This is a genomic window from Mycobacterium sp. NGS66, assembly GCF_059812225.1.
The window spans coordinates 1-24,077 of the sequence record NZ_JCALCG010000011.1; the positions used below are offsets into that span (position 1 = coordinate 1).

The following is a 24,077-nucleotide window of genomic DNA, read 5'->3' on the forward strand; positions in this document are numbered from 1 at the left end:
CGCGGGGTGGCGGACCAAGATCAACCCCAGCAATACCGAGCTAGCGACAACTCTGGCGGACACAATGTGCGTTTACAACCCGAACCAAACAGTCAACGAAGCACTAGGTGGCCCGCCTCCATAATCGCCCTATCGTCGTGTCGTTTGGCTGGTTGGCGGAGGTTGCTCCTAATCAGCATCAGTACGGTCGCCGCGGACCTATTCGACCGAGGCGCCAGCGCCGTGCGCTTTCCGTCTCGCCTGGATGGCAACCCGTGCGTTGCGCTTTTCGAAAAGCGCGGCAGCGTAAGCGCGTCGGGTGACTCCATCTGGATGCGTCCCACCAACGCGCGCAATCGCGTGTCCACGACGGAGTGAATCTTGCTCCGGGTTAGGTTGGTCAATCTCCACCGCTTTCACCACATGATTTCAGGACGGCCAAAGGGTGACTGAGAACCAATTCGGATCGACGGCTTATATCTCTTGCGTGCAGCCAACGAACGGCCAAGGCATCCGCAGCAAAATGAGACGCACCGTCAGTGTCGCCGCCGCCATCATCGCCATCGCCGTGGCCGCCGGGTGCCATCCCGGGCGCTCGTCCCTGGTGAAGGTCGGCGGTTCGATCCCGCCCTGGCCACCGGTATCCGAGCGCTATTGCGCGTGGCCGGCGGCGGCTTCACCTCCCCGGGTCAGCCCGGCTGCGACGATCAGTTCTTCGTGTAGCTCGAACCAGACCGTGTGGTAGGAGTCGACGAGCGGGCGGGTCAGCCACGTGGTGTCGCCGCCGCGGATTTTCTCGTATGCATTGGTCAGCTTGACTCCGTAATAATCGAGTCTGGGCAACTGGCCGGCGACTGAGGTGATGATCGGCAGCACCGTTTCGTGGACGTCGTCCAGCCGTGAAAGTACGTCGCCGTCGTACCGGGGATCTTGATGGTCATTGGGCTCACCGTCTCGGATCTGCCAGTCCGTCACCAGCGCCTTGAATTCCGCATTGACACTGCGAAACTTCTCATACTCCGCCCGAATGACGGCGGCGTCTGCGGACGAGCGTTCTTGGCGGAGCAACTCGGCGAGCCGCTGCCGTCCCTGCGGCGACAACCGCACCGTTTTGTCCGCTATCAACAAACCTGAATCACTCAGGGAGGCAATGGCTACAGAGATAGCCGCGTTATCCTCGCCGACCGTTGTGGCGAGACCGGCAGGGGTCGTCCTGCCCTTGAGGCGCACGGCCTGCAGAACTTTCAGTTCAAGCACCGATATCTCCTTCAGTGGCTGCAGTGGCTGCTCGCAGCGCGGCCAGCATGGTGAGCAAGGGATTGTCGGAAACGACGTCAGTGTGGCCTGCGGCCATCGCCTGCCGCACGGCAAAATCGGAATTATCTTGCAACCGAACGTAATTCCCCGCTGTGTGGACCCGCAGCGGGCTGACGCGGCGCGCCAGGTCGGCCAGATGCTTCAGGTCAGGGGAGTCGGTCATCGACCAAGCGCGCAGTTCCAACAGGCCTTCGCGCACCTCACCTTCGGTGCCGTCGACAGTGACCAGCCTTCCCACCAGAGCGGCGGCGACACCCGTTCCGCACCCAACGACTGCCGGACGTCCAATCTCTCGGCTCACGATCGCTGCATGTGAGGTGGCACCGCCGACCTCGGTGACGATGGCGCGCGCCGCCAGCATGCCTTGCACGTCGTCGGGACTGGTATCGGGACGCACCAGGATGACGTCTTCGCCTTGTTCGGCGGCGTCGATTGCCGCCCCGACATCGGAGTAGGCCCGCCCGGAGGCCACACCGGGACAAGCGGCGAGGCCTTTTGCGAGTAGCGTTGCGCTGAAGCGTGTTTCGGGTTGTAGCGACGGGCGCAACAACGCTTCGACGTGAGCGGGGTGGACGCGGCGCAGTGCTTCGACGGCGTCGATGACGCCTTCTTGGTGCAGTTTCAGCGCCAGTCGGACGGCGGCTTGTGGGGAGCGTTTGGCGCTGCGGGTTTGCAACAGCCACAGTCGGCCTTGCTCGACGGTGAATTCGATGTCTTGCACGTCGCGGCCGAGCCGCTCCAGAGTTGCGGCGGCTGAGAGCAATTCCTCGTACACGCCCGGCAGGGTGGCGCTGAGCGCGCCGACGGGTTGGCAGTCCTTGATGCCCGAGACGACGTCGGCTCCCTGGCCGCCGGGCAGCCATTCGCCGAACGGTTCGTCCGAACCGGTCATCGGGTTACGGGAGAACAAAACTCCGCTGCCTGACTTGCCGCCATCAAGGTTGCCAAAGACCATGGCCTGCACCACAACCGCGGTGCCGGCGGTGTCATTCAGATCGTGGTGACGCCGATAGCTCTGTGCCCTCGGCGAGTTCCAGGATTTGAAGACCGCCTCGATGGCACCCTTCAGTTGTGTGTATGGGTCGTCGGGGACGTCGGTGGCCGCAGCTTGTCGATACAGGGTGTGGAAGCGCTCGCGGGTGTCGGCGGCGAACCTGCTGGTGAACGACTTCGCGAGGGCGGCGTGAACGGCGTCGTCGATGCCCAGGTTCAGCACCGTGTCCAGCATGCCCGGCATCGATTGGGCTGCGCTGCTACGGACACTGACCAGCAGGGGGCGTGGCCCGCTGCCGAAGTTGCGTGCGGTCTCGTTCTCCAGCCATCGCATTGCCGACAGGACATCGTTCCAGATGGTGCGCATGGTGTTCTCGGGCTCAACGAAATAGCGTCGGCACACCTCTGTCGAGATGCAGAACGCCGCTGGCACGGGAAGCCCGTGGCGACGCATCACGTCGATGCCGTAGCCCTTGTTGCCAAGCAGCTCTCGTGCAAGCTCGGTGTTACCGGACAGCAGAACGACAGCAGCACCCATCACTTCACCACTCGGCGCGTCGCAAACATCAGCACTTTGCGGATGCGCCGCGAAATGTACACGGAGACAAAAGGATTGAAGATATCCTCGCGGACGCGAGTCAATTTGGAGCTCTTGAACAGCCACTGCCCGTTGATCTTTGCGTAGGTCTCGTGGTAGTGCCCATATCCGCGCAGATTCACCCCCGGCGCCAGCCGGACCACATCCTCCAGCGCCCACACTCCCCGGGCAGTCGTCGGCGACAACAGCTCAATCTCGGGGGCATGCACCTGGTGCGCGGTGGGGTGCGAAGGCCCTTCGAGACTCTTGCGGGTAAAAGCGACGAAGTCGTCCGCGCCGTGAATCACCTTCCCGCCCGCCTCAGCCGTGTCGCTGACAAAGTCGTCGGCGAAGAGTCCACGCCAGTTATCCCATTCCTTGTTGTCCAGGAAGCGGCAGTAGCGGGCTTTGAGCTGCTTGATCGATTCGATCTCGCGCAGAACCGCCGCGTCGTCGATGATCGGCATGTCGGTGTCCATCAGCCTCGTTCCAAGTGCCTCGTTGCGCCGCTAGGGCGCGTTCTTCTCGATCCCCATGGTCGACCGGTTCTGCAGGGTTGGCCGCATTTTTGTCGCACAATGCCATGCAATCACGCAATGCTCAGCACAAAGCGCCAGCGTGTCTGGCCGCAGGTACTATCCGCTGCATGCCGTTGGCCGACGGTCAGACATTCGCCGGATACAAGATTCTCCGCCTGCTCGGATCAGGCGCGATGGGTGAGGTCTACCTTGCCCAGCACCCACGGCTGCCCCGCAGAGATGCGCTCAAAGTGCTCGCGCCGAGTTTGTCCGCTGACGCTGCCTATCGTGCCCGCTTCGCTCGCGAGGCGGATCTGGCTTCCACTCTCTGGCACCCCAACATCATCGGAGTGCACGACCGAGGCGAAGACGACGGCCAGCTGTGGATTTCCATGGATTACGTCGATGGTTTGGACGCCGCACGTCTGCTGGCTGATCAGTCGCCGAAAGCCCTAGATCCTCGGCAAGTCATCGACATCGTCACCGCGGTGGCGGACGCACTGGACCACGCGCACGACCGTGGTCTGTTGCACCGGGACATCAAACCCGCCAACATCATGATCGCTTCCGACGGGCAGCGAATCCTCTTGGCCGACTTCGGGATTGCGCGTAATCGCAGTGATGACGGTGGATTGACCGCAACCAACTTCACCGTCGGGACTGTCGCTTACGCTGCTCCCGAGCAGCTGATGGGTGACCACCTCGACGGCCGCGCTGACCAATATGCGTTGGCGGCCACGGCGTATCAGCTGCTTACCAGATCACAGCTGTTTCCGCATTCCAATCCCGCGGTGGTCATCGGCCGCCATCTCAACGCGGCACCACCAGCCCTTGCCGAAACACGCCCAGAACTGGCTGCCCTGAATCCCGTGTTGGCGATCGCATTGGCAAAGAAACCCGCCGACCGATACGCACGGTGTAGGGACTTCGCCGACGCGCTCAGATCGGCGAGTGTCCCACCTGTCGTTGATGGCCGACAACATCGCCGGGCCAACTCAACGCATTCAGCGACCGGCGCCAGAAAACCCCTTGCCTCGGACTCGGTAGCGGCACGTGCAACGCAGGTCGCTGCCCGCGATCGCCCGCCCCTTCCTCGGCCCAGTTCGCCACCGTCAAAGTCGCCGGGTCCGCCCCAACGCCAAATGTCGGTGGTGGGAGCGGTGTTCTTCGCAGTCATTCTCGTGATCGTTGTTCTAATCCTGGGAGCTGCGCTGGTCGCGCTGGTCTCATAGGGGGACAGGCGGCCTAGCCGAATGAGAGCGGAGGACCGGTGTTCGGTATCGGTAGTCGACGGCGGGAAGACAAACTACGTCAGCACGGAAAGCCGGCGCTGGCCATGGTTTTGTCCACGCGGCGGAAAGTCTCTGGCCTGTATCAAAGTTCGGATCCGTTTTATCAGACCCCTCCCACGGAAGTGACGCGTGCGCTGTGGACGATGACGGTGCGGGTGCAGCCCGACGGCGAAGCGCCATTCGAAGCTGATCTCGATGCGTGGCTGTTTGAGGCGGAGCGTCCCCGCATGGACTGGTTCGTCCCAGTGCTGTATGACCCGGCCGATCGTCGTAAAGTCGTGTTCGATCACTCAGCTGAGGCGCGAAATGCGGCTAACCAAGCTACTTTTGACATGCGCGAGCAATGGATGCAAGACCAGGCCAAGCCGTTGGACCGACTCACCGAGCTAATGCGATTGCGCGACAGCGGCGCGCTTTCCGACGCCGACTACGAGGTGCAGAAGCGCAAGCTGCTCGGGCAGTAGTCGAGACGTGCCGTTGGCTCAACGAGAAGCCCAGTCCTGCAGGAAGGCTCGCGTCCGATCCCGCCCCTCGGGTGACTTGTCGAATGGGATCGCGACGAACTCATCGACACCGGCTGCGCGGACGTCGTCGAGCCTGTCCCGCACCGTCGCCTCGTCACCGATGAGCGCTGCATCCTCCGGTCCGGCGTAGCCTTCACGATCGAGCATTGCCCGGTACGAGGGTAGGTGGCCGTACATGGCGAACTGCTCGGCTGCTTGGGAACGCACCGCGGCCAGGTCATCGGTGACCGCGAGGGGCAGCGCCGCGACAACGTTGACAGCACCATCGGAGCGCCCGGCCTCGGCGGCCGCGGTACGCAGGGTCGGCGCAACGTGCTCCTTGAGCGTTTTGGGTCCGGTCATCCAGGTGATCGTTCCGGCGGTGCGCCGACCGGCCAGTCGAAGCATCTGCGGACCCAGTGCGGCGACGTACACGTCCGGCGTAGGTGCACCCGAAATCTGAAGCGCGCCTCGGGTTGTCAGCATTTCGCCGGTTGCGTTGGCCGGTTCGCCGGCGAGCAGCGGAAGCAAGCCGTCCAGGAATTCGCTCAACCGTCGAACCGAGCGATCCCAGGAGATTCCCCACATGCCCTCGGTCACGGTGCGGTGGGTGACCCCGACACCGAGCGTGAATCGACCGCCCGCGATGAGGTTGAGTGTCAGCGCACGCTGGGCCAGTAGCATCGGGTGTTGGTTCTGGATCGGCACTACTCCGCTTGCCACCTGGACGTCACTGACCTCGTGCATCGCGACGGCCAGCACGGTGAGCAGGTCGGCGTCGAACGGCATCTGGGTCATCCAGAGACGGGCGAACCCGAGCTCGCGTGCCTTGGTCAGCTCACTGATGCAGCTCTCGACGGGTGACGCGTTGTTCAGGTTCGAGACCAGGCTGATGCGCATGTGTTTCTCCTACGCCACCCGAGCCGGTTTGGCAACGGGTGTCCGCAGTGCAGCCCGGAGTGGCGGACAATACCCGGATGACCTTCTTTCGGGCGGTGCTTGTGGTGCTGGCCTGCCTGGGCGTGGTCGCGCCGCCGGGTTTGCCGGTCGCGATCGCCGACCCGTCGGGCCCGGGTGTGCCGCCGGTGAGCGACGCGGCGCATGCGGCTGGGCTCCTGGACGTCCGCACCGTGGTACCCGACGCCATCATCGACCTGCGCTACGCGACCACCAATAATTTCACCCACACCCAGCTCTATCCCGCCGACGCCCGATGCCTCGTGCACGAATCGATGGCTCCCGGACTTGCGGCCGCTGCCACGGCGCTGCGCCCGCAGGGGCAGAAGCTCGTCTTCTGGGACTGCTACCGGCCACACGACGTCCAGATCAAGATGTTCGACGTCGTGCCTAACCCGGCCTGGGTGGCGCGGCCTGGACCGTATGCCCACAGCCACGAAGCGGGACGCTCGGTGGACGTGACATTCGCATTCTCACAGACACCATGCCCGCCGGAGCGCCAACTAGCGAACGGTTCTTGCCTGGCCGACATGGGCACCGACTTCGACGACTTTTCCACGCGCGCAAACGCTTTCGCTACCCAAGATGTCAGCTTGACGGCCCAGGCGAACCGCAAGCGACTGCGAGATGCCATGAACCACGGCGGCTTGTCCGTTTACCAGGGTGAGTGGTGGCATTTTGACGGGCCGGGAGCGGGTGTCGACCGCCCCCATCTCAACGCCCCCGTCGGCTGATTCTCATATGGTGAGATATCTGTCCTAAATTTCGGACAGACGGAAGTATGCTCATGCCATGAACGACCGTTCCCGGGCCAGCTATACGCATGGACATCACGAGTCGGTGCTGCGTGGCCACCGGCAACGTACGGCGGTCAATTCGGCCGGCTACCTGTTGCCCCACCTGCAGCCGGGGATGTCGCTGCTCGACATCGGTTGTGGCCCTGGGACAATCACCGTCGACCTGGCCGACCGGATCGCGCCCGGCTGGGTGACGGCCGTCGAGCCGACCGGCAGCGCGCTGAACGTGGCCCGCGCCGAGGCGCAGAGGCGCAACGTGTCGAACGTGTCGTTCGTGATCTCCGACGTGCATGCCCTCGACCTTCCGGATGACACTTTCGACGTCGTCCACGCGCACCAGGTGCTGCAGCATGTGGCCGACCCGGTCCGGGCGCTGCGCGAGATGCGGCGGGTATGCGCGCCCGGCGGAATCGTGGCGGCGCGCGACGCCGACTACGCGGGTTTCCTTTGGTTCCCGCAACTTCCGGCGTTGGACCGCTGGCTGGATCTGTACCGGCGCGCTGCCCGCGCCAACGGCGGCGAACCCGACGCGGGTCGGCGCTTACTGTCGTGGGCACGTGCGGCCGGCTTCGACGACATCACGCCCACGGGCAGCATGTGGTGCTACGCGACGGATGACAGCCGCCAATGGTGGGGCGAAATGTGGGCCGAACGCATACTTGAGTCCGACTTGTCGCGTCAGCTGGTGCAGTCGGGAATGGCCAGTATCGCTGAACTCGAAGAGATCTCGGCGGGGTGGCGGGATTGGGCCGCGGCGCCGGATGGCTGGCTGGCGATCCCCAACGGCGAAATCCTCTGCCGGGCTTGACAGCGCGAGCTGGGCCCACACCGCAGGTAGGGGAACGCAAAATCCCCCGCACGCGCGGCGTATCGGGCAACTTTGCGTCTGCTCGCGCACCCTCGCGCTAGGGAGCGGGAAAGCCCCCGCACACGGACTCAAATGCATCGGCGACCTTCAGCACGGTGGCATCGTCGAATCGCTTGCCTACGATCATCATTCCGGCGGGCAGACCGTCGACCAGACCGGCGGGCACCGAGATTGCCGGATGCCCGGTGACATTGAAGGGCGAGGTGTTGAACGCCTTGCCGAGCGCGCGTTCGAGCAGCGCGAAATCCCCGGGGCTGCCCTTGGGCAGGGTGTCGGCCGTACCGGGAACCGTGGGCATCACCAACACGTCGTATTGGGTCAGCGCGTCATCGTAGGCAGCACGCAAGTGCGGCAGCAGATTACGTGCCTTTGCGTACGGGACGCCACCACGGCGAATGAGAGCGTAGTGGCCGGCCACCGCCGTTGTCTTGATTGTGACCGCGCATTGATCTGCGTTGGCCGCACGCTGTCTGGCGAAGTGCGCCATCAGCTCTGGGTCGTAGAGCCCGTCCACGCCCAGTCCGTAACCGTTGCCCTCCAGCATCTGATACGTGGCACCGTCGGTGAAGATGACGGCGAAGAGATGCAGCGCCCGTCGGTGCCAAGGGATGCTGGCTTCTCCTACCACGCAACCAATTTCGGCCAACCGCTCCGCCGCAGACCGGACCAGCTCGTCGACCTCCGGCAACGCGCCCGGCTGCCCGAACCCCTCGACCACAAGCCCCACCCGCAGTCCCGTCACGTCGCCGGTGAGCGCGGCCCCGTAGTCGACGGTTGGCAGCTCGGCCCGTTGGCGCGGGTCGTGGCCGTCGGGCCCGGCGAGCACGGTGAGCAACAGCGCGGCATCGGCAACCGTGCGGGTCATCGGACCCAGGTGATCGAGTGTCCGCTCGATCGGGAACGCTCCCGTGTAGGGCACCAGCCCGAACGTGGGCTTGAGCCCGACGATGCCGCACAGCGACGCCGGTATCCGCACCGATCCGCCTTGGTCGGCGCCGAGGGCCAGCTCGACGGCGCCGCTGGCCACCAAAGCGCCACTGCCGCTGGACGATCCGCCCGCCTCGCGCGTGGGATCCCAGGGGTTGCGCACCGGGCCGCTGGCCGAGGTGAAGCTGGATCCCGAGCAGCAGAGGTCCTCGCAGACACTCTTGCCGGCAATGATCGCCCCGGCGTCGAGCAACCGCTGCACGACGGTCGCGTCACGGCTGGGGACGAAGCCTTCGACCGTCCGCGATCCGTTCATCATCGGAATCCCGGCGACGGCGATGTTGTCCTTGATCGCCACGGCTCGGCCGGACAGCGGCCCATCGGCACCCGACGCGATCTCGGTAGTGACATACCAGGCGCCGAGGGGGTTGTCGGACGGCTCGGCGAATCGGTAGGCGCGCTCTGGGGCCTGCGGCCGGGCGAACTTGTCGTAGAGCTGGTCCACCACGTCGTACGAGGCGAGCGTCGTGGCGACCACCGCTGCGTAATCCCGTCGCGCATCCGCGTCGAGATGAAAACCGAAGTGCCTGGCCGCGGCGTCGATGTCCGCTTCGGATGGTAGGGAAACCGCCATGTCGACCTCCGTTGTCGTCACTAGGGTCCTGAGCCATAGACATCAGCATCGTGTGTGAGGACGCCGTTTAGGGACGCGTCGAGCGTGGAGATAAGTACGCGTTTCCATTTCTCGTCCATATCACCCACGTTCGGCGAGTGAGGCGAGCACTGCACTAATGCAGGACACTAACAGCCTCGGGGGCGCCGCCAAGTGCCTAAGCACGGCGATTAATACGGCATTTGACCAGGTCAGCACTACGGTATTGGCATTCTCTTTTTTTGCAAGTACGTTATCCACTGATGGATAATGCAGCCCAGACCGCGTCGGGCATCCCGCTCGCGCCGGTATACGGCCCGGAGGACCGTAAAACAGAGCCTCCACCGCCGGGAGAGTTCCCCTTCACCCGGGGTAACTTCGCGTCCGGATACCGCGGCAAGCTGTGGACGTTCCGCCAGTACTCCGGCTTCGGTACCGCCGAGGAATCCAATCGCCGCTACCGCTACCTGCTGGAACAGGGCGGCACGGGCCTGTCGGTGGCGCTGGACCTGCCGACCCAGTGCGGGTTCGACTCCGACGATCCCGAGGTGAGCGAGGAGGTCGGGCGCGTCGGCGTCGCGGTGGACACCCTGGCGGACTTCGAGATCCTGTTCGACGGCATTCCGCTGGACAAGCTCAGCACGAGCATGACGATCAACGGCACGGCGGCGATCCTGCTCGCGTTCTACGTGGCGGCCGCTGAGCGTAAGGGGATACCGCGGGCCAAGCTCACCGGCACCATTCAGAACGACATCCTCAAGGAGTACGCCTCGCGCGGGACCTGGATCTGGCCGCCGGAGCCCTCGTTGCGGCTGATCGCCGACACCATCGAGTTCTGCGCCGCCGAGGTCCCCAAGTTCAACGCGATCTCGGTGGCCGGGGCACACTTCCGCGATGCTGGAGCCACCGCGGTACAAGAGATGGCGTTCACCCTGGCCGACGGCGTCACCTATTGCGACACCGTGGTGGAACGCGGCCGCATGACGATCGACCAGTTCGCCCCGCAGATTTCGTTTTTCTTCTACACCCACGGCGACTTCTTCGAGGAAATCGCGAAATACCGTGCGGGACGCCGTCGTTGGGCGACGATCGTACGGGAACGCTACGGCGCGACGACGGACAAGGCGTCGATGTTCCGCTTCGGTTGCGTATGCGGTGGCGCGTCGCTGTACGCCCCGCAGGCGCAGAACAACCTGGTGCGAGTGGCTTACGAGGCGATGGCGGCGGTGCTGGGCGGCGTGCAGTCCATGTTCACCGCGGCCTGGGACGAGCCCTTCGCGCTGCCCACCGAGGAGTCCACCACGCTGGCACTGCGCACCCAGCAGATCCTGGCCCACGAGACCGGCGTGGCGCGCGTCGCCGACCCGCTCGGTGGTTCGTATTTCATCGAGGCGCTGACCGATGCGACCGAGGCCCGCATCATCGAGATCATGGATGACTTGGAGCGCCACGGCGGGATGGTCAGCGCGATCGAGGACGGTTATCTGCAGGGTCTGATCGCCGACGAGGCCTATCGAATGCATCAGGAGATCGAGTCGGGTACCCGCCCGGTGGTCGGAGTCAACCGGTTCGTCTCGGAGGAGCCTGAACCGGACGTCGTCACCTACGAACTCGACGCCGAGGGCCGCGATCTGCAGCTCAAGCGGCTATCGAAGGTCAAGACCGAAAGAGACAGCGGCGCAGTGAAATTCACCCTGGCCGCACTAGCCCGCAGCGCCGAAGGAACCGACAACTTGATGCCCAAGCTGATCGACTGCGCCAACGCCTACTGCACGATCGGCGAGATGGTGTCCGCGCTGAAGGCCGTGTGGGGCGAATTCCAGCAACCGGTGGTGTTCTGATGGCGGTTCGGATCCTGGTGGCCAAACCCGGCCTCGACGGACATGACCGCGGCGCCAAGATCGTCGCCCGCACCCTGCGCGACGCCGGATTCGAGGTCATCTACACCGGGATCCGCCAGCGCATCGAGGACATCGCGTCGATCGCCGTGCAGGAAGACGTGGCCGTCGTCGGGCTGAGCATCCTGTCCGGTGCTCACCTGGCGCTCACCGCACGCACCATCGAGGCGTTACGCGCGGCCGACGCCGCCGACATCGCCGTCGTCGTCGGGGGGACCATCCCGCACGCCGACGTGCCCAAGCTGCTGGCGGCCGGCGCCGCGGCGGTATTCCCCACCGGGACGCCGCTGGACGACCTGGTTCGCGAAATCCGCGCATTGACCGGCACCGCCGAACCTGCCTCACAACCAGCCCCGGAGGAATCGTGCGCATCGGAGTAATGATCGGACCCGAACGCGGCGACTCGGCACGCAAGGTCAGCCGGATGCTGGCCGACATCGACTGGGCTGAAACCGCCGGGCTGGACAGCGCCTGGATTCCACAGATCCCCAACGACTTCGACGCGCTGGTGGCGGTGGCCCTGATGGGCGCCGGCACCAGCCGGATCGAACTGGGCACCGCCGTGGTTCCGTTGCAAGCGCAGCATCCAATTGCGTTGGCCCGTCAGGCTTTATCGGTGCATGCGGCCACTGGCGGGCGCCTGGTCCTGGGTGTCGGGCCCTCGCACCACTGGATCGTCGACGACATGCTCGGGATACCCTACGAGCGGCCCGCCGCCTACACCCGGGACTATCTACAAGTGCTGCATGCCGCCTTTGCCAACCCCGGCCCGGTTGACGTGGAGAACGACACGTTCAGGGTGCACAACCCGCTCGACCTGGCTCCCGTCGCGCCGCTACCGGTACTGGTCGCGGCGCTCGGGCCGGTGATGCTCACCATCGCCGGCGAGCATGCCGACGGCACGGTGCTGTGGATGGCCGACGAACGCGCCGTGGCCGAGCACGTGGTACCGCGCATCACCAAGGCCGCCGACAATGCCGGGCGTCCGGCTCCGCGCATTGTCGCGGGCATCCCCGTTTGCCTTTGCAGCGCAACGGAAGTCGATGTGGCTCGGGAGCGTGCCAACCGAATTTTGGGGGAAGCCGAGGTCTCGCCGAACTATCAGCGGCTGCTCGGTTACGGCGACGCCAAAGACGTCGGCGACATCTGCGCGGCGGGCGACTCGGAGCAGATTCTGCGGCGATTCCGCGCGTTCGCCGACGCCGGCGTGACCGACCTGTCGGTGCGGCTCTTGCCGATTGGTGACAACCGTGACGAGCTCGTCGCCTCCAAGCGCCGTACGCGGGAGATGATCGCTGCGCTGGCAACGGAGTTGCGGTGAGATCCACCGGGCCATTGGCGGGCATCCGGATCCTCGAGGTCGGCACCATGCTGGCCGGACCGTATGCCACCATGTTGCTCGCCGACCTCGGTGCCGATGTCATCAAGATCGAGCCGCCCGGCGGCGAGATCTCCCGCAGCGTGGGAGCCAGTTACTTCGCCAGCCTCAACCGCAACAAGTCCAGCATCTGCCTCGACCTGAATTCCGATGCGGGACAACAGCAGCTCGGCGAATTGGTAACGCAGGCGCAGGCGTTGCTGGTGAACCTGAAGCCGTCGGCCATTCACCGGCTGGGCCTCACCTACGAGGCGCTTTGCCGATGGAATCAGCGGATCGTCTGCGTAGCGATCACCGGTTTCGGGCTGTACGGCGGCGACGATCCCGCGTTCGACTACGTGGTTCAGGCGGCCGTCGGAACCGCTGCGCTGACGGGTGAACCGGACGGTCCGCCGACGCTGCCCGGCTATTCGTCGGCGGACAATTCCACCGGAATGACCGCGGCACTGGGACTACTGGCCAAGATTGTCTCCGGTCAGGGCGGGCAAGTCGACGTGTCACTGCGCGACGTGATGCTGTCTCAGCTCAATTACCATGCCGCCGCCTATCTCAACGACGGCACCGAGCCGCAGCGGCATCCGTACGGTGCTCATTCGTATTACGTTCCAGCGCAACTCTTCCCGACGGCCGACGGCTACCTGGCACTGTTCATCACCCATGACGGGTTCTGGAAATCCTTCGCGGCCGAGGCTCGTATCGACGGTTTCGCAACCATGACCCAGCGGGTGGCCAACCGCGACGAAGTCCTCGCGGTCGTCGCATCGGCGCTGGCCACCGACACCGCCATCGGCTGGGAGCGGCGGCTGCGTCCGCTCGGCGTGCCGGCGGCTGCCGTGCGGACCCTGCCCGAGGCACTCAAGGAAACGCCGGAAGTGATTGTGCAGGCAGGCGATTTCCGGCTTGTCGGCAGCCCGATCCGGGTCGGCGGCTACCAGCCGGAGTATCGGCCACCGCCGACATTGCCTGCGGATTGAGGTCCAGGGCTAGGCGCTTCGCGAAAGTGCAACTGGCAACGCATTTCGCGAGAAGCACCGTCGCCAGTTGCACTCTCGCGATTACATTCAGCCGCGATACTCCGTCGTCACCTCGAATAACCTCATCACCGGCGGCGGATCCAATTGCAAGGCGTCGGACATATGCAGCTTCCGGGAGTTAGCCCGCATGCTTTCCAGGATGGCTTGGAGATCATCGCCTTCGATCTCATACAGCGCGACGTAAGGGCCGTCGCCGTCGACCGGGCGCAGCCGACGCGCCGAGACGAAGCCGTCCAGCGCCACCAGCTCGGGTAGGTGTACCTCGTCGTACCAGGTGTTGTATTCCTCGTCGCGATCGGGCGAACTGGGCCGTGTCTCGACGTGGATGATCCCCTTGGCCATGTCGCCGCCTTCCTGCGCTATTGGTAGTGCACCGTGACCGACGGCGTATCAGGAACGCCCTGGCACGTCAGAATGTAGCCCTCGGCCACCTCGTCGTCTTCGAGCGCGTCGTTGACGCGCATGGTCGCATGCCCCTCAGTGAGTCTGGCCATGCATGTCCCACAGTTGCCGGCCTCGCAATTGAACGGCGGGTCGAGGCCGGCCCGTCGCGCGCTTTCCAGCAGTGTCTCGCCGGGAACCAGCGGCACGGTCACCTTCTTGCGCTCCAGGTGGATCGTGACGGTGCCGCCGTTCAACGTCACCGATACCACTCCCTTTCACCGCCACTTGCGTTCTTCTGAATAGAGAATACTATTCTCTCTCAGCGATAGTATCTTCTCAAGATGGGATGTCGTAACCGCCGAGCCTGTCGAGGAAGGACGGGGTGTGCCTGAGCCGACCGCGCTGGTGTGCGAGGAACGGCGCTTCAGTCTGCCTCAGCTTGACGCGGTGGCCAATGGCCTGGCGGCAGCCCTCGGCAAACGAGGCGCCGAGGCCGGTGACCGCGTCGCGGTGATGGCGTCCAACCGGCCGGAGTTCGTCGCCGCCATCCGGGCGATCTGGCGACTTGGGGCGGCAGCTGTGCTGATCAGTCCCGCCTGGAAGCGCGACGAGGTGGACCATGCGCTGGCGTTGACGAACCCGAGCCACGCCGTCGGCGACCATCCGGTACTGGCCGGCCTGATGCCGATGCTGCACTTGGACGAGCCGGTCGCGCCCGCGGAACCTCCGGTCGCCGCGCCGCTGCCGGACCACCCCAATGTCGATGCGCTGCTGGTGTTCAGTTCCGGCACCACCGGATTGCCCAAGGCCGTCCGTCACACCCACGGTTCGTTGGATACCGCGGTACGGCAGTGGCGCGGGGCGCTGGACCTGACCGCCCGCGATCGTATTCAGATCGCCACGCCGCCGTCACACATTCTCGGCCTGCTCAATATCCTCACCGCGCTACGCGCCGGTGCGTGGCTGCGGCTGCATCAACGATTCGACATCGACCGGATGTTGCGGTGCATCGAAAACGACCGCATCACCGTCGAAATGGCGGTCTCCCCAATGGCGCACGCCATCGCGGATCACCCGGAACTGGAGTCCTACGATCTCTCGTCGTTGCGGTTCATCATGTGGGGCGCGACGCCGGTCAGCGCGGATATCGCCGAGACGGTTACCCGGCGCACCGGCATCGGCTGGGTGCCCGCTTACGGCACCACGGAACTCCCGGTCATCGCGTGTAATCCGCTGGGCAACGCGCGTTTGGACACCGTCGGGCCAGCGGCGCCGGGTGTGCAATTGCGGGTGGTAGCGCCGGAAACCGGTGCGCCGGTGGGGCCTGGCGAGGTCGGTGAGATTCAGGCGCGGTCGAATTCACTGATGGCCGGCTACCTGCCCGCCGAAACGACCGCGGACGCATTCTGCGATGGGTGGTACCGGACGGGCGACGTCGGCTGGCTGGACGCCGACGGCTGGCTGCGAATCACCGATCGGCTCAAGGAGATGATCAAGGTGCGCGGCTTCCAGGTGGCGCCGGCCGAGATCGAGATGGTGCTGCACGGCCATCCGGCCGTCAAAGACTGTGCGGTGTTCGGCATTCCGGACGGAGCGAACGGGGAAGCGGTGGTCGCCGCGGTTGCCTCGCGCGCACCCGTCGAAGCCGCCGACCTGACAGCGATCGTGGACCAGAGGCTGGCACCGTACAAACGCCTGAGTCGCGTGGTGTTCGTGAACGATATTCCGCGCCTGCCCTCGGGCAAGGTGCTGCGCCGAGTTCTCAAGGAGCGCTATGGATGTCCGTCTGACGGCTGAACAGCAGCAGTTGCGAGACGCCGCCGCGAAGCTGGCCGACGACCTTGGGCCCGCTGCGGTGCAGGATCTCGCCGACGATTCTCGAATCACGCGGCTGGACCGGCAGATTGCGGCTACCGGCTGGCGAGCTTTGCGCTCCGACGGCGCCTCCGGTGTCGAAGTGGCAATCGTCGCAGAGGAATTCGGGCGCCGACTGGTGGACGCGCCGTTCCTGGGGCCGGTGCTGGCCGACGATCTGGCGCGGCACATCGAGGCGGACACCTCGCAGCCGACGACAATGGCCCTCGGGGATCGTGCGATCGATGCTCGCGGCTGTCGACGCGCCTTGCTGCTCTCCGGAACCACCGTCCTGGCCGCCGATCTGGACTCCGCTGGCGTCGGCGTGGATCTGACCAGAGCCGAGGCGGCCACGGCGGGGAAGCCGCAGGCCATCGGCGAGGTGTCCGACGAAGCCGCCGGACGGTGGCAAGCGCTCGCGCTGGTTGCCACGACGGCCGATCTGGTCGGCGATGCGCGCGGCGCGCACGCCGTCGCCTGCGACTACGCGAAAATCCGTGAGCAGTACGGCAATACGATTGGGTCCTACCAAGCGATCGCTCACTTACTGGCCGAATCCCTCGCGCTGATCGAAGGTTCGGTGAGCGTGCTGCGACATGCGGCATGGGCGGTCGACGAACTCGAACCTGCCGAAGCCATCCGGGCCGCGCGGGTGGCGAAGGTCTACTGCGCGCGCTCCGCCCGAACCGTCTGTGAGACAGCGGTGCAGGTGCATGGCGGTATCGGTAACACGTGGGACTGCCTGGTGCACGTCTATTTGCGGCGTGCATTGACTTCGACCGAGCTGTGGCCGGTGACGCTGAAGGAGATCGACTTTGGACTTTCGTGACTCGGCTGACGAGGCCGCCTTCCGGCAGCGGCTACGATCGTGGCTTTCGTTGCACGCCAAGGAATATTCCGGATCCGGCGACGAGTATTGGGCACGTATGGCCGACTGGCATCGGGCCCTCTACGACAACGGCTTCTTCGGGCTGTCCTGGCCCCGCGACTACGGCGGGCAAGACCTGCCGCCGGTGTACGACGTCATCGTCGACGAAGAGCTGGTACGCGCCGGCGCTCCCCCGCGTCCTAGCGTCGGCTACCTGGTGTACGGCATCGGCCGGCACGGCAGCGACGAGCTACGCCGGCGCTTCCTGCCCGGCATCATCAACGGCAGCGAGCGCTGGTGTCAGGGCTTCAGCGAACCGGGGGCCGGCTCGGATCTGGCGTCGCTGACCACCACCGCGACCCGCGAGGGTGACCAGTATGTGGTGCACGGGCACAAGATCTGGACCAGCTACTCAGACGTCGCCGACTGGTGCCTGCTGCTGGCGCGTACCGATCCCGAGGCCAAGCGGCACCGCGGTCTGTCGGCGTTCGTGATATCGATGAAACAGCCAGGGGTTCAACAGCATCCGCTGCGCATGATGAACGGTGTGAGCAACGAGTTCGGTCAGGTTTTCTTCGACGGCGCAACGGTGCCCGCGGACCGGATCGTCGGCGCACCCGGTGACGGCTGGGCGGTGGCCATGACCGTCGTCGGGCACGAGCGCGAGCCGTCCACCCTTGGCTATGCGGCGCGATACGGCAAGCTCGTCCGAGACCTGTTGGCGCGCAACAGCGGCCCGGTACCCGAAGAACTCGCGTGGGCAGCGGTCGAGTCGGAGATGCTGACTCACCATGTTCGCCGGCGGCTGTCGGAACAGCTGGACGGCGTTTCCCACGGGCCCGAGGGATCCCTGGACAAACTGCTGATGACCTGGGTCGAGCAAGCCGTCGGACATGCCGCGCTGGCGGTCGCCGGTACCCGCGACCCGGACCTGCTCAGCGCCTATCTCTACAGTCGAGCACAGAGCGTCATGGGCGGGACATCGCAAATCCAGAAGAACATCATCGCTTCGCGGATTCTAGGACTGGGGGTCTGAAATGTATGACATGCCAAGCGAAATCGATGTCACCGCCGACGGCGGGCTGCGCATCATCACACTCAACCGTCCGGATGCCCTGAACGCGGTCAACGACAGTCTGCACGTCGGACTCGCGCGGCTGTGGCAACGGCTGACCGACGATCCGACGGCCCGCGCGGCCGTGATCACCGGTGCGGGCCGGGCGTTTTCGGCCGGCGGCGATTTCTCCTACCTCGCCGAACTGGCCCAAGATGCCGATCTGCGGGCCAAGACCATCCGCGATGGACGCGAGATCGTGCTGGGCATGGCCCGGTGCCGGATTCCCGTGGTGGCCGCGGTCAATGGGCCGGCGGTGGGGCTGGGCTGCAGTCTGGTCGCGCTTAGTGACATCGTCTACATCGCCGAAGACGCCTATCTGGCCGATCCGCATGTGCAGGTGGGACTGGTGGCCGCCGACGGCGGACCACTGACCTGGCCGCTGCATATCAGCCTGATGCTGGCCAAGGAATACGCGTTGACCGGCACGCGAATTCGCGCTGAACGGGCCGTCGAACTCGGACTGGCCAATCATGTGGTCTCCGATCCGGTCGCCGAGGCGGTGGGCTGCGCGAAGCGCATCATGGAGTTGCCGCAGCAAGCCGTCGAGAGCACCAAACGGGTGCTCAACATCCATCTGGAGCGCGCCGTGCTGGCCAGCCTGGACTATGCCCTGTCGGCCGAACATCAGTCGTTTACCACCGACGACTTCAAGTCGATCATCACCAAGCTGAACGCCTCGAAGAACTGACTTATCCCCGCGCGAGCAGACGCAAAATTGCCCGAACGCAACGCTTTTCGGGTGATTTTGCGTCTGCTCGCCGTCAGTCGTGCTGCCGCAGGAACTCCCGCATCACCTGGTCGAACCGCTCGGGCTCCTCGATGAACGGCATGTGCGAGCTGTTCTCGAAGCACACGAACCGGGAGCCGCTGATCCGCTGGTGCATTTCCCACATGTGCTCCGGCGCGCATTGATCGAACCTGCCCGCGACCAGCAGGGTAGGCAGCCTGATTTCGCTTAGCCGGTCGAACACGTCCCAGTCCCGGATGTTTCCGACGATGCGGAAGTCGCTCGGCCCGAAAAGCGTCTCGAAGACCGCGGCTCCCATGCCCTTGTAAGCGTCCTCGAGCTCGTCAGGCCAGGGAGATTGGCGGCACAAATACTGCTCGTTCCACGTACGAATCGCGGCCTGGTATTCGGCCGACGCGGTAGTGCCCGCGGCCTCATGACACTCGATCGCGGCCTGCGTCGCCGCATCCAAGCCGGACTTCAAGCGGGCCACCATCTTCGAGAACTCCGGTATGGAAGCGATGCTGTTGGAGATGACGAGGCTGGCGGCCGCGGGCGTCGCGTCAACCACATACTGCTGTGCCAGCATCCCACCCCACGAGTTGCCGAAGATGTGAAAACGCTCCAGGCCGAGATCCTTTACCACTGCGTATATTTCGGCCACCGAGCGTTCCATCGTCCACAGCGACACGTCCGCCGGGCGTTCGGATTTCCCGCAGCCGAGCTGATCCCAGAAAATGACCTCGCGCTCGTCGGCCAAACGCTCCAGTGAGGTTATGTAATTGTGCGGTAACCCCGGCCCGCCGTGAATCGCCAGCAGTGGCCGACCCGCACCGCCGCCGACTCGCTTGAACCAGACGTTTCCACCGGGGACCGCGATCGTTCCCTGCCGCTGAGACATACCGGCCAGTATGGCTGCTCGCCGTGATACGTGACCCTCCTTGCAACTGGTCCTCTCAGCCTGAGAGAATAGTGTTCTCATAATCTGCGGTTGGCTCTCCAGCCCCCGCCCACGCACGCTCAAGTGCCCGCCGAAGTGGAGAAGACCCGTGCCTGAAGCCGTCATCGTGTCCGCGCTGCGTACCCCGATCGGAACCGCCCGAAAGGGGACGTTGCGCGATACCACCGCATTTGACCTGGCCCATCACGTGGTGACGGAGGCCGCGCAGGATCTGGACCCGACGCAGGTCGACGACGTGATCCTGGGCGAAGGACTCTACGGCGGCGGCGTCCTCGCCCGGCATGCGGCCATCACGGCGGGGTTGCCGACGGTGCCCGGTCTGGCCAACAATCGGCACTGCGCGGCCGGCCAGGCGGCGGTGCAGACTGCGGCGGCCACTGTGCGCGCGGGCATGGACAAGTTGATCATCGCCGGTGGGGTGAACTCGGCGTCGACGTCGCCGCGGTCGAAGTTCCAGGTCGACGGTGAATGGGTCGACTGGTTCCCACCGACTCATCCGGACCGGCCCGACGCGCCCAACATGGACATGTCGATCACGGTGGGCTGGAACGCCGCCGTCAAAGCCGGCGTGAGCCGCGAAGAGATGGACGCTTGGGCGCTGCGGTCGCACCGCAACGCGATCGCCGCGATCGACGAGGGGCGCTTCGAGGCGGAAATCGTGCCGATCGAGACGCCGCACGGCATCTTCAAGGTCGACGAGCACCCACGCCGCGACACCAGCATGGAGAAGCTGGCCGCCCTCAAACCGCTGCATCCCGAGATCGACGGCTTTTCCATCACCGCCGGAAATTCCTGCGGCGCCAACGATGGGGCCGCCGTGCTGACAATCGCCAGCGACGAGCTGGGGCTGCCCGCGCTGGCGCGGGTCGTGTCGTGGGCGTCGGTGGGGGTCGATCCGGCGTCGACGGGGTTGGCGCCGGTGGAGGCGATCCCGAAAGCACTTGGCAGGGGCGGGCTTTCGCTGTCCGACGTGGATCTGTTCGAGATCAACGAGGCGTTCGCAGCAATGTGTGTGGCCACCGTCAAGCTGCTCGATCTCGACCCGGACAAGGTGAACGTCAGCGGCAGCGGCTGCTCACTGGGACACCCGGTCGCGGCCACCGGTGCCAGGATGATCGTCACCCTGGTACACGAACTGCGGCGTCGCGGCGGGGGCATCGGGGTCGCAGCGATGTGCGCAGGCGGCGGCATGGGATCCGCCACCGTCATCGAGGTCGCTGCGGCCTAAGGTGGGCGAATAGCCGAGATGGAGATAGCCGATCTGGTTGCGGGTGCGCGCAACGGATCTCCGCGCGCCGCGGGTCGGCTACTCAGCCTGGTCGAGGGCGACCGTCGCGAGGAAGTGCTCGCGAGCCTGGGTGCCGCCCAGTCCTGCGCCGTCCGCGTCATCGGCATCACTGGACCGCCGGGTGCAGGCAAGTCGACGACGATCGCCGCCCTGGTCGGCGCGTACCGCGAGCGTGGCGAGCGGGTCGCTGTGCTGGCCGTAGACCCGTCGTCGCCGTTCAGCGGCGGCGCACTGCTCGGCGACCGAATACGAATGGCCGCACACATCAACGACTCCGACGTGCTGATCCGTTCGGTGGCGACCCGCGGCCATATCGGCGGTCTGGCCGCCGCGGTTCCGGCAGCCATCCGCTTGCTCGGCGCCATCGGGTATCACGTCATCCTGTTGGAGACGGTGGGAGTCGGGCAATCGGAGATCGAGATCGCCGCCGTTGCAGATCCGACCGTCGTCGTCCTCAATCCTGGGGCCGGCGACGCGGTCCAGGCCGCCAAAGCGGGTGTGTTGGAAGTCGCTGACATCGTGGCGGTCAATAAGGCCGACCGGGACGGCGCCGAGCAGACGGTCCGGGATTTGCGGGCCGAGACCAAGGCACCGATCGTCAGCCTGGTCGCCGCACGCGGCGAAGGTGTCGCAGAATTGGTGACCGCGATCGACGACCATCACCGCGCCGACAGCCGCGCCCGCAGGCTGGCGCGCGCCCGGGCGCAGGTCCTGTCCCTGGCCCAAACTCTGCTGCGCAACAGTCCAGATCTCGATCGACTCGCCGAGTCAGTGGTCGACGGCCACGACGATCCCTATTCCGCCGCCGAACGGCTGGTGTCCGGACCATACGGCGAGCAGACGTAAAGTCCCCTCATTCGGCTACGAAATGGGAGCTTTTGCGTCTGTTCGCCACCAATCGAGGTGTGCCGCCGACGTCACCAACGAGAACGCTGCTCGCTAGCCATCGCCTCGCGCATGCCATTCAAACAATGAGGACGATTTCCGCCCGAAGTCACCACCGCCGCCAGTACTCTGGACCGTCTCGGGCACCGCTTCTGCGGCGAGTTCTACCGACTCCGCCGCGCCGACCACCAGACGGGGAGCCGCCAAAACCAGATGGCCAATCAGCCGGATCGGGCTTTTTGCGGCCGCCCACATGGCCATTGACAGGGGGTTAGAGGGGATGTACTCAAGTCTTGACGCGTCAAGGAAGCTGAAAAGTGCTAGAACACGGGGGAATAACATGTCTGATCTTGCACCGTTGCGGCGGATCGGTTGCGGTCTGGTAGCCGCGGCATTCACGGTGTTCGGTGTTACGGCGCTGTCCGCCGTCCAGCCGCCGTCGGCCTGGGCCAACGGCATTCACTGCATCCAGGTCGCTTACGAACCCGGCCCCTGGGGGTCGGCGCCCGGGGTGTACAAGAGCTGTACGGATGACCGGGGGAATTGCGTACCTCCCCCTGACGGGTCAAACGACGCCTGTCCTTACATGCATCGCCCGAGGTAACCGTAGAGCGAGCAGACGCAAAGTCCCCTGATTTCGGCAGGCACGAAATGGGCAAGTTTGCGTTCCCCTACCTGCGGTGTGGGCCCAGCTCGCCCTAGCTGTCGACCGACTTCCCGGTGGCGGCCGCGTAGCCCGCACGATACCCGAAAACCATTGCCGGACCGATGGTTCCACCGGCCCCGCCATACGCGCGGCCGGTCACGCCGGCCATGGCGTTGCCTGCGGCGAAGAGCCCCCCTATCGGCTCACCGTTGACGTGCAGGACGCAGCCGTCGTGATCGGTGCGTGGTCCGCCTTTGGTACCCATCGCGCCGACCCGCACCGGCACCGCGTAGTACGGGGCGGTGTCGATCGGGCCCAGTGTCTTGCCGGCCAGGGTGGTGGCTTGGTCGTCACCCCAGTAACCGTCGTAGGTGCTTGAGCCACGGCCGAAGTCGGGATCGAAACCCGCAGCGACATGACGATTCCACTCGTCGATGGTGCGAATGAGGCCGTCGGCGTCGATCCCGGTCTTTGCGCCCAACTCGGCAAGATCCGCAGACTCGCAGAACCAGTCCGGCACCGGCTCCCCGGGCGCAACGCCAAGAAACCCGTAGCGCTGCAGGTGAACTGAGTCGAAGACGATCCACGCGCTGTCGTTGACGTATCCGCCTCGGGGATCGAGATAGTGGAAGGCGCCGGCCATCGAGTTGTAGTCGCAGGCCTCGTTGACGAACCGGCGTCCGGCCCGGTTCACCATGATGCTCCGCGGCCGTGTTCGTTCCAGCCGCACGCTGCGGCTGCGCTGCTTGCCCGAAATAGTGTCGCCCGGAATCTGCACGATGGGTACCCACCACGCTTCGCCCATGTTCGCCAAGTCCGCCCCGTGGGCCATGGCCATCCGCAATCCGTCCCCGGTGTTATTCGGTGGCGATACCGCGCCGTGCATCGGTCCGCGCAGAAACGCTTGCACCAGAACGGGATTCCATTCGAAGCCACCGGTACCCAGGATGACGCCACGCCGGGCGCGCACGCTGGCGCCGGCGACTCGAACTCCGGTGACCACTCCGTCGTCGACGAGCAGCTTTTCGGCCCGTGCGTTCGTGCGCGGTGTCACCCCGTGGTCCAGCAGACCCTTCAGTAATCCGGCAATCAGGGCCGTCCCGGCCACGCAGAGGTCGCCGGCTTGCTCGTCAAGATCTGCATGTAAACGTGCCCGGGTCTCGGCATCGAAACCGACGTTGGACCAATCCGCCGGAAACGAGGTGATCCGTCCGGCCCATTCGCCAAGTTGACTGAGATCGAAGGGAACTGCGCTCAGGGATCTGCCGCCGCTCGGTTGTCCCCCCGGCAGCTCGGGTTGATAGTCAGGAAAACCCGACGCGACCTCGAAGCGCAGACCACTGTGCTTCTCGACGAAGTCCAGCATCGCCGGGCCGGTGCGCACGAACGTTTCGACCAACGCATCGTCCATTGAACCGAAAGACTGTGCGCGCAGATATCGCAACGCGTCGTCGATCGTCAATTCCCGGTCGGGACAACGGTTATGGGCCGGGATCCACACGATGCCGCCCGACACCGCGGTGGTTCCGCCGACGGTCGGCGCCTTCTCGAACACCTCCACCGAGGCGCCGGCAACCACGGCTGCCAGCGCGGCGGTGAGTGCGGCGCCGCCGCTGCCGAGTACGACGACATCGGTTTCGTGGTCCCAGGACATGGC

At 65.3% G+C, this 24,077-nt stretch carries 23 protein-coding genes and 1 pseudogene; 14 read left to right on the forward strand and 10 right to left on the reverse strand.

Features of this window, described 5'->3' with window-relative positions:
* Positions 1-630 precede the first annotated feature (630 nt).
* Genes AC5Y2L_RS19070 through AC5Y2L_RS19080 form a run of 3 tightly spaced genes read right to left on the reverse strand, consistent with a single transcriptional unit; the run spans position 631 to position 3,333 of the window.
* A complete protein-coding gene (locus AC5Y2L_RS19070; protein WP_499937486.1) occupies positions 631-1,236 on the reverse strand; it encodes a MarR family transcriptional regulator in 606 nt (201 codons plus the stop codon).
* Positions 1,229-2,827 (reverse strand): pyruvate, phosphate dikinase, encoded by a 1,599-nt coding sequence (locus AC5Y2L_RS19075; RefSeq protein WP_499937484.1) that lies wholly within the window; start codon positions 2,825-2,827, stop codon positions 1,229-1,231. Before AC5Y2L_RS19075 ends, AC5Y2L_RS19070 begins: the two co-directional genes overlap by 8 nt.
* Positions 2,827-3,333 (reverse strand): nuclear transport factor 2 family protein, encoded by a 507-nt coding sequence (locus tag AC5Y2L_RS19080; protein ID WP_499937483.1) that lies wholly within the window; start codon positions 3,331-3,333, stop codon positions 2,827-2,829. Before AC5Y2L_RS19080 ends, AC5Y2L_RS19075 begins: the two co-directional genes overlap by 1 nt.
* A 179-nt stretch (positions 3,334-3,512) precedes the next feature.
* Here AC5Y2L_RS19080 and AC5Y2L_RS19085 point away from each other — a divergent pair.
* Together AC5Y2L_RS19085 and AC5Y2L_RS19090 are read left to right on the forward strand one after the other, a co-directional pair.
* Positions 3,513-4,328: pseudogene (locus AC5Y2L_RS19085) on the forward strand (serine/threonine-protein kinase); the annotation flags it as partial.
* A 326-nt stretch (positions 4,329-4,654) separates the two neighbouring features.
* Positions 4,655-5,140 carry an SHOCT domain-containing protein gene (locus AC5Y2L_RS19090; RefSeq protein ID WP_499937481.1) on the forward strand — a complete coding sequence of 162 codons (486 nt, stop codon included), beginning with the start codon at positions 4,655-4,657 and terminating at the stop codon, positions 5,138-5,140.
* An 18-nt stretch (positions 5,141-5,158) separates the two neighbouring features.
* On the opposite strand, the gene AC5Y2L_RS19095 is transcribed toward AC5Y2L_RS19090, so the two are convergent.
* Complete coding sequence (locus tag AC5Y2L_RS19095; protein WP_499937479.1) at positions 5,159-6,079, reverse strand: TIGR03564 family F420-dependent LLM class oxidoreductase; 921 nt, start codon at positions 6,077-6,079, stop codon at positions 5,159-5,161.
* A 77-nt stretch (positions 6,080-6,156) separates the two neighbouring features.
* Here AC5Y2L_RS19095 and AC5Y2L_RS19100 point away from each other — a divergent pair, with 77 nt between their 5' ends.
* Both AC5Y2L_RS19100 and AC5Y2L_RS19105 read left to right on the forward strand, forming a co-directional pair.
* Complete coding sequence (locus AC5Y2L_RS19100; RefSeq protein ID WP_499937477.1) at positions 6,157-6,870, forward strand: M15 family metallopeptidase; 714 nt, start codon at positions 6,157-6,159, stop codon at positions 6,868-6,870.
* Between the two features lie 58 nt (positions 6,871-6,928).
* Positions 6,929-7,741 (forward strand): class I SAM-dependent methyltransferase, encoded by an 813-nt coding sequence (locus AC5Y2L_RS19105; protein WP_499937475.1) that lies wholly within the window; start codon positions 6,929-6,931, stop codon positions 7,739-7,741.
* A 97-nt stretch (positions 7,742-7,838) separates the two neighbouring features.
* Here AC5Y2L_RS19105 and AC5Y2L_RS19110 read toward each other — a convergent pair whose 3' ends face one another.
* The gene (locus tag AC5Y2L_RS19110; RefSeq protein WP_499937473.1) at positions 7,839-9,362 is read right to left on the reverse strand and encodes an amidase; all 1,524 of its coding nucleotides are present in this window, start codon (positions 9,360-9,362) and stop codon (positions 7,839-7,841) included.
* 281 nt (positions 9,363-9,643) lie between these two features.
* On the opposite strand from AC5Y2L_RS19110, the gene AC5Y2L_RS19115 reads away from it, so the two are divergent.
* Genes AC5Y2L_RS19115 through AC5Y2L_RS19130 form a run of 4 tightly spaced genes read left to right on the forward strand, consistent with a single transcriptional unit; the run spans position 9,644 to position 13,630 of the window.
* A complete protein-coding gene (locus AC5Y2L_RS19115; RefSeq protein WP_499937471.1) occupies positions 9,644-11,221 on the forward strand; it encodes a methylmalonyl-CoA mutase family protein in 1,578 nt (525 codons plus the stop codon).
* On the forward strand, positions 11,221-11,658 hold the full coding sequence (locus AC5Y2L_RS19120) for a cobalamin-dependent protein (RefSeq protein ID WP_499937470.1): 438 nt from the start codon (positions 11,221-11,223) through the stop codon (positions 11,656-11,658). The genes AC5Y2L_RS19115 and AC5Y2L_RS19120 overlap by 1 nt, the downstream gene beginning before the upstream one ends.
* On the forward strand, positions 11,643-12,599 hold the full coding sequence (locus AC5Y2L_RS19125) for an LLM class F420-dependent oxidoreductase (protein ID WP_499937468.1): 957 nt from the start codon (positions 11,643-11,645) through the stop codon (positions 12,597-12,599). Before AC5Y2L_RS19120 ends, AC5Y2L_RS19125 begins: the two co-directional genes overlap by 16 nt.
* A gap of 47 nt (positions 12,600-12,646) precedes the next feature.
* Positions 12,647-13,630, forward strand: a complete 984-nt coding sequence (locus AC5Y2L_RS19130) for a CaiB/BaiF CoA transferase family protein (protein WP_499937516.1) — start codon at positions 12,647-12,649, stop codon at positions 13,628-13,630.
* Between the two features lie 87 nt (positions 13,631-13,717).
* Here AC5Y2L_RS19130 and AC5Y2L_RS19135 read toward each other — a convergent pair whose 3' ends face one another.
* Both AC5Y2L_RS19135 and AC5Y2L_RS19140 read right to left on the reverse strand, forming a co-directional pair.
* Complete coding sequence (locus AC5Y2L_RS19135; RefSeq protein ID WP_499937467.1) at positions 13,718-14,032, reverse strand: EthD domain-containing protein; 315 nt, start codon at positions 14,030-14,032, stop codon at positions 13,718-13,720.
* Positions 14,033-14,049: 17 nt separating this feature from the next.
* Positions 14,050-14,334, reverse strand: a complete 285-nt coding sequence (locus AC5Y2L_RS19140) for a 2Fe-2S iron-sulfur cluster-binding protein (RefSeq protein WP_499937466.1) — start codon at positions 14,332-14,334, stop codon at positions 14,050-14,052.
* 124 nt (positions 14,335-14,458) lie between these two features.
* Here AC5Y2L_RS19140 and AC5Y2L_RS19145 point away from each other — a divergent pair, with 124 nt between their 5' ends.
* The 4 genes from AC5Y2L_RS19145 to AC5Y2L_RS19160 are packed head-to-tail and all read left to right on the forward strand — an operon-like array spanning position 14,459 to position 18,601.
* Positions 14,459-15,871 carry a class I adenylate-forming enzyme family protein gene (locus AC5Y2L_RS19145; RefSeq protein WP_499937464.1) on the forward strand — a complete coding sequence of 471 codons (1,413 nt, stop codon included), beginning with the start codon at positions 14,459-14,461 and terminating at the stop codon, positions 15,869-15,871.
* The gene (locus AC5Y2L_RS19150; protein ID WP_499937463.1) at positions 15,849-16,757 is read left to right on the forward strand and encodes an acyl-CoA dehydrogenase family protein; all 909 of its coding nucleotides are present in this window, start codon (positions 15,849-15,851) and stop codon (positions 16,755-16,757) included. The genes AC5Y2L_RS19145 and AC5Y2L_RS19150 overlap by 23 nt, the downstream gene beginning before the upstream one ends.
* Positions 16,744-17,832, forward strand: a complete 1,089-nt coding sequence (locus AC5Y2L_RS19155) for an acyl-CoA dehydrogenase family protein (RefSeq protein WP_499937462.1) — start codon at positions 16,744-16,746, stop codon at positions 17,830-17,832. The genes AC5Y2L_RS19150 and AC5Y2L_RS19155 overlap by 14 nt, the downstream gene beginning before the upstream one ends.
* Position 17,833: 1 nt before the next feature.
* Positions 17,834-18,601 carry an enoyl-CoA hydratase/isomerase family protein gene (locus tag AC5Y2L_RS19160; protein ID WP_499937460.1) on the forward strand — a complete coding sequence of 256 codons (768 nt, stop codon included), beginning with the start codon at positions 17,834-17,836 and terminating at the stop codon, positions 18,599-18,601.
* A gap of 73 nt (positions 18,602-18,674) precedes the next feature.
* Here AC5Y2L_RS19160 and AC5Y2L_RS19165 read toward each other — a convergent pair whose 3' ends face one another.
* Entirely contained in the window at positions 18,675-19,541 is an 867-nt protein-coding gene (locus AC5Y2L_RS19165) for a proline iminopeptidase-family hydrolase (protein ID WP_499937458.1), read from the reverse strand.
* A 148-nt stretch (positions 19,542-19,689) separates the two neighbouring features.
* Here AC5Y2L_RS19165 and AC5Y2L_RS19170 point away from each other — a divergent pair, with 148 nt between their 5' ends.
* Positions 19,690-20,829 (forward strand): thiolase family protein, encoded by a 1,140-nt coding sequence (locus AC5Y2L_RS19170; protein WP_499937456.1) that lies wholly within the window; start codon positions 19,690-19,692, stop codon positions 20,827-20,829.
* A gap of 18 nt (positions 20,830-20,847) precedes the next feature.
* Positions 20,848-21,735 carry a methylmalonyl Co-A mutase-associated GTPase MeaB gene (meaB, locus tag AC5Y2L_RS19175; RefSeq protein ID WP_499937455.1) on the forward strand — a complete coding sequence of 296 codons (888 nt, stop codon included), beginning with the start codon at positions 20,848-20,850 and terminating at the stop codon, positions 21,733-21,735.
* A gap of 93 nt (positions 21,736-21,828) precedes the next feature.
* Here meaB and AC5Y2L_RS19180 read toward each other — a convergent pair whose 3' ends face one another.
* Positions 21,829-22,233: a hypothetical protein gene (locus tag AC5Y2L_RS19180; protein WP_499937454.1), complete on the reverse strand. Its 405-nt coding sequence runs from the start codon at positions 22,231-22,233 to the stop codon at positions 21,829-21,831.
* Positions 22,234-22,472: 239 nt separating this feature from the next.
* On the reverse strand, positions 22,473-24,074 hold the full coding sequence (locus tag AC5Y2L_RS19185) for an FAD-dependent oxidoreductase (RefSeq protein WP_499937452.1): 1,602 nt from the start codon (positions 24,072-24,074) through the stop codon (positions 22,473-22,475).
* Positions 24,075-24,077 lie beyond the last annotated feature (3 nt).

Bases quoted from the DNA above. Each gene is read 5' to 3' on its own strand.
- AC5Y2L_RS19110 (WP_499937473.1), bottom strand. From the start codon at position 9,362: ATGGCGGTTTCCCTACCATCCGAAGCGGACATCGACGCCGCGGCCAGG.
- AC5Y2L_RS19135 (WP_499937467.1), bottom strand. From the start codon at position 14,032: ATGGCCAAGGGGATCATCCACGTCGAGACACGGCCCAGTTCGCCCGAT.
- AC5Y2L_RS19130 (WP_499937516.1), top strand. From the start codon at position 12,647: ATGCTGGCCGGACCGTATGCCACCATGTTGCTCGCCGACCTCGGTGCC.
- AC5Y2L_RS19095 (WP_499937479.1), bottom strand. From the start codon at position 6,079: ATGCGCATCAGCCTGGTCTCGAACCTGAACAACGCGTCACCCGTCGAG.
- AC5Y2L_RS19185 (WP_499937452.1), bottom strand. From the start codon at position 24,074: ATGTCCTGGGACCACGAAACCGATGTCGTCGTACTCGGCAGCGGCGGC.
- meaB (WP_499937455.1), top strand. From the start codon at position 20,848: ATGGAGATAGCCGATCTGGTTGCGGGTGCGCGCAACGGATCTCCGCGC.
- AC5Y2L_RS19100 (WP_499937477.1), top strand. From the start codon at position 6,157: ATGACCTTCTTTCGGGCGGTGCTTGTGGTGCTGGCCTGCCTGGGCGTG.
- AC5Y2L_RS19180 (WP_499937454.1), bottom strand. From the start codon at position 22,233: ATGCCGTTGGCCCAGGCCGACGGCGGCTGGACGGCGGACAGCGCCGTA.
- AC5Y2L_RS19080 (WP_499937483.1), bottom strand. From the start codon at position 3,333: ATGCCGATCATCGACGACGCGGCGGTTCTGCGCGAGATCGAATCGATC.
- AC5Y2L_RS19150 (WP_499937463.1), top strand. From the start codon at position 15,849: ATGGATGTCCGTCTGACGGCTGAACAGCAGCAGTTGCGAGACGCCGCC.
- AC5Y2L_RS19120 (WP_499937470.1), top strand. From the start codon at position 11,221: ATGGCGGTTCGGATCCTGGTGGCCAAACCCGGCCTCGACGGACATGAC.
- AC5Y2L_RS19075 (WP_499937484.1), bottom strand. From the start codon at position 2,827: ATGGGTGCTGCTGTCGTTCTGCTGTCCGGTAACACCGAGCTTGCACGA.
- AC5Y2L_RS19160 (WP_499937460.1), top strand. From the start codon at position 17,834: ATGTATGACATGCCAAGCGAAATCGATGTCACCGCCGACGGCGGGCTG.
- AC5Y2L_RS19105 (WP_499937475.1), top strand. From the start codon at position 6,929: ATGAACGACCGTTCCCGGGCCAGCTATACGCATGGACATCACGAGTCG.
- AC5Y2L_RS19165 (WP_499937458.1), bottom strand. From the start codon at position 19,541: ATGTCTCAGCGGCAGGGAACGATCGCGGTCCCCGGTGGAAACGTCTGG.
- AC5Y2L_RS19115 (WP_499937471.1), top strand. From the start codon at position 9,644: ATGGATAATGCAGCCCAGACCGCGTCGGGCATCCCGCTCGCGCCGGTA.